General features: G+C 46.8%; 3 protein-coding genes. 2 read left to right on the forward strand and 1 reads right to left on the reverse strand.

From position 1 onward, the window contains the following. The first annotated feature begins 252 nt into the window (after positions 1 to 252). Complete coding sequence (gene ctpC, locus QUA00_RS36350; protein WP_333413427.1) at positions 253 to 1,608, forward strand: carboxyl-terminal processing protease CtpC; 1,356 nt, start codon at positions 253 to 255, stop codon at positions 1,606 to 1,608. Between the two features lie 116 nt (positions 1,609 to 1,724). Here ctpC and QUA00_RS36355 read toward each other — a convergent pair whose 3' ends face one another. After that, on the reverse strand, positions 1,725 to 1,916 hold the full coding sequence (locus QUA00_RS36355; protein ID WP_333413429.1) for a DDE transposase family protein: 192 nt from the start codon (positions 1,914 to 1,916) through the stop codon (positions 1,725 to 1,727). A gap of 301 nt (positions 1,917 to 2,217) precedes the next feature. On the opposite strand from QUA00_RS36355, the gene QUA00_RS36360 reads away from it, so the two are divergent. Beyond that, positions 2,218 to 4,135, forward strand: a 1,918-nt coding sequence (locus QUA00_RS36360; protein ID WP_333413431.1) for a cation-translocating P-type ATPase, incomplete at its 3' end; no start/stop codon positions are given.

Raw genomic sequence — 4,135 nt, forward strand, 5'->3', positions numbered from 1 at the left:
CAGGCATCTTGCCTGTGGCGGGCTCTTCGGCCCACCCCACAAGAGTTGGTTGTGGCACAGGCATCTTGCCTGTGGCGGGCTCTTCGGCCCACCCCACAAGAGTTGGTTGTGGCACAGGCATCTTGCCTGTGGCGAAAGGGAACAAAACTCGGCAAAGTGGAATAATATATGTAGGCCAAACGCGAGCCGGCCTTGCCTGTGTTAGATTGAGCGTAATTATTCTGAACTCTTTTCCTCCCGCGCGTCAGACAAATGGTTATAACAAAACGAGGGCTTGTTCTAAGTGCAGCAGCAGTGGTACTCACTGCTGTAACTCTTGCGAACACTGGTTGCAGTTCTAAATCTCTGGCTTCTTTTCGGGGAAGCCCTAAAGAGTTGGTTGATGAAGTTTGGCAAATTATTGACAAAAGTTATGTAGATGGCACTTTTAACCAGGTTGACTGGAAAGCGGTGCGGAATGATTATTTGAACCGGACTTATACCAGCGACGACGAAGCTTACAAAGCAATTAGGGAAATGCTGAAGAAGCTGGATGATCCTTATACGCGGTTTATGGACCCTCAAGAGTTCAAGAATATGCAGGTTGAAACTTCTGGGGAACTGACAGGAGTTGGGATTCAGTTGACTCAAGATGAGGAAACCAAAAAGTTGGTGGTGATTTCGCCGATCGAAGATACCCCTGCTTTTAGTGCTGGTATTCTGGCAAAAGATATCATTATTAAGATTGACGGCAAAACGACAGAAGGCATGGATACGAATCAAGCGGTAAGTTTGATTCGCGGCCAGGTGAATACACAGGTGACGCTGACGATTTTGCGGGGAAACAAGGAATTAGAATTTAAGCTGAAACGCGCTAAAATTGAAATTCATCCAGTGCGGAAGTCGGTGCAGAAAACCCCCATCGGAGAAGTCGGCTATATTCGCTTAAATCAGTTCAGTGCGAATGCTGCATCGGAAATGCGATCGGCAATTAAGGATTTGGAACAGAAAAAGGTAACGGGCTATATTTTAGACTTGCGTTCCAATCCCGGCGGGTTGCTGTACGGAAGTATTGAAATTGCTCGGATGTGGCTCAAAGAAGGTACGATCGTCTCCACAGTCGATCGAGTCGGTGAGGCCGATAAACAAACGGCAAACAAGGCAGAGCTCACAGACAAACCGTTAGTTATACTGGTAGACGGCGGTTCAGCAAGTGCTAGCGAGATTCTATCCGGTGCTTTGCAAGACAACAAACGCGCGGTTTTGGTGGGAACAAAGACCTTTGGTAAAGGTTTAGTTCAGTCAGTACGCGAGGTGGGAAATGGTTCCGGTTTGGCGGTGACAATTGCCAAGTATTTTACTCCCAACGGCACTGATATCAACCACGCTGGGATTGAACCGGATTTTAAGGTAGAACTCACCGACGCTCAAAAACAGGAATTGAGGCGCGATCGCGATAAAATCGCTACGACGGCCGATCCGCAGTACGCGAAAGCTATGGAAGTTTTGACAAAGCAAGTTACTGGTAAAACAGGGAACAATAAGGCGGAGTCGAAACCGAATGCTGCGCCACCTAAGCCGAATGCGGCGCAGGCAAAACCGAGTGTGGCACCTTCTAAATCCAAGTAGTTTTTAGTAGTGACAAAAACTTCAGTAAAGAAGGACTAAAGTCCTCACTACAAACCAGGTTCGTAGTGAGGACTTTAGTCCTTCTTATCTTCAATCTAAAATCTAAAATCTAAAATCTAAAATTTGGTTGGTTGGCATTTGCCGGCGCGAATTAATCCGATGCGGCGGGCGATAGCATCTTCGGGCGAATCGTAAGGGCCCCACTTTTCAATAATACTGGGGTTTTGTTCTTCGAGTTGGGCGATCTGCAAAATTTCGCAATTACCCGCAGGACGTTTGATAATATAAAATTTGGGTGTTTCTGTCATAGCTAAATTCGTCAAATAAAAGCTGGATACTAACTAGGCAATGAGTTCATTATATCAAATAGGGAAACGGCACTGCCATGTCCAAACCGTGTTTTAGCATTAAACTCGCATTCCAGTAGTGGCTGAAACCCCTTCTGGGCTGCGGATTTAACCGCCTGCAACTAATAAGAATTAAAAAAAACTAACACTTTGGGAAGATGCCACAAATTTTATCTATGATAAAAATATAGACATTTGTCTAAACACTGCATTAAACCCTTTCAGAACTACCCAAATATTCTAATCAATACCAAAAAAAACCATGCAATTTTTGCCCAAAACAATCCCCGAAATTCAACCAGAAATCCTACCAGTTAACGAATCACCGCCAGAACTTGTTACTTTCGATGTCGGCGGGATGAAATGTGCTGGCTGCGCGAAAGCTGTGGAACGCCAACTCATGCAGTATTCAGGCGTAATTTCAGCTTGCGTTAACTTGGCCGTAGAAGTCGCGACGGTTGAGTGTCAACCGGGGGCTGTCGATGCAGAGGCTTTAGCGAAAAAGTTGACTGATAATGGATTTCCCTCTCAGTCTCGTTCTGGTGAAAATCAGCGGGAAGCAGAAGCGGCAACAATTGAACGGCGGGGGCAAGAAATTCGACAGCAAATCAAGCAATTGACGATCGCCCTTATCCTAATTATTCTATCCGGTTTAGGTCACGTACTCGGCACAAAAGCCCCAATTCTCAGCAATATTTGGTTTCACTGGGGACTCGCCACCCTAGCTTTGCTGCTACCGGGCCGCCCGATTATCGTTGATGGATGCCGCAGTTTGTGGCGAAATGCACCGAACATGAATACTTTGGTAGCTTTAGGCGCTGTTACAGCTTACACCGCTAGCAACGCGGCGCTGCTGTTTCCACGGATGGGATGGGAGTGCTTTTTTGATGAACCGGTGATGCTGCTGGGCTTTATTTTGTTGGGCAAAACTCTCGAACAGCAAGCCAGACGGCGCGCTGCATCAGCTTTGCAAGCTTTAATCGCATTGCAGCCGGCGAAAGCCCGCTTAGTTGATTTTAAACTTTCGAGTTTGGATTTGCGATCGGAAGAATTGCCTTTAAACTCGACATCAGATGTCTACGATCCACAATACATTGAAATTCCCGCCGATCGCGTCCGAGTCGGAGAATGGCTGCAAGTTTTGCCAGGGGAAAAAATACCGGTAGATGGTGAAGTCTGCGAAGGCAAAACAACGATAGATGAGTCGATGCTGACTGGCGAATCAATGCCGGTTTTGAAGCAACCAGGAGATACAGTTGCCGCGGGAACTATCAATAAATCTGGGGCAGTTGTGATGCGGGCAACTCGCACCGGTAAGGAAACAACTGTAGCTCAAATGGTGGCTTTGGTGCAGGCAGCCCAAACTCGCAAAGCGCCGATTCAAAATTTAGCTGATACTGTCGCGGGATATTTTGTGTATGGGGTGATGGGGATATCGGTTTTAACTTTCCTATTTTGGTATTTTGCGGGCACTCATATTTGGCCTTCTGTGCTTTTAGGACAGGGGGCAATGGATATGGGGCATGGGGCAATGGGCATCGGGCATGGGGCATTGGGCATCGGGCATGGGGCATTGGGCATGGGAAATGAATTGCCAATTATCCATTATCAATCGCCTTTGCTCTTAAGTTTGAAATTGGCGATCGCAGTTTTAGTTATTGCTTGTCCTTGCGCTTTGGGACTGGCTACCCCAACTGCAATTTTAGTTGGTTCTGGTATCGGGGCGGAGCGCGGACTTTTAATTCGCGGTGGCGATGTTTTAGAACGGGTGCATCAATTAGATACGGTGGTTTTTGATAAAACTGGCACTCTGACAACCGGAAATCTCACACTCACAGATTATTTGCCGATTTTCCAGAATTCGGAGTGGGATTTGAACTCAGATATTAATGTTGGCAACAGGCAAGATGCCTGTTCCACAATTGATGGAGTTTCTGGCAACAGGCAAGATGCCTGTTCCACAATTGATGGAGTTTCTGGCAACAGGCAAGATGCCTGTTCCACAATTGATGGAGTTTCTGGCAACAGGCAAGATGCCTGTTCCACAATTGATGGAGTTTCTGGCAACAGGCAAGATGCCTGTTCCACAATTGATGGAGTTTCTGGCAACAGGCAAGATGCCTGTTCCACAATTGATGGAGTTTCTGGCAACAGGCAAGATGCCTGTTCCACAATTGATG

The organism is Microcoleus sp. T2B6 (genome assembly GCF_036700475.1).
GTDB lineage: Bacteria > Cyanobacteriota > Cyanobacteriia > Cyanobacteriales > Microcoleaceae > Microcoleus.

Excerpts from the sequence above, each read along its gene's own strand:
- QUA00_RS36355 (WP_333413429.1), bottom strand. The coding sequence starts at position 1,916 with ATGACAGAAACACCCAAATTTTATATTATCAAACGTCCTGCGGGTAAT.
- ctpC (WP_333413427.1), top strand. The coding sequence starts at position 253 with ATGGTTATAACAAAACGAGGGCTTGTTCTAAGTGCAGCAGCAGTGGTA.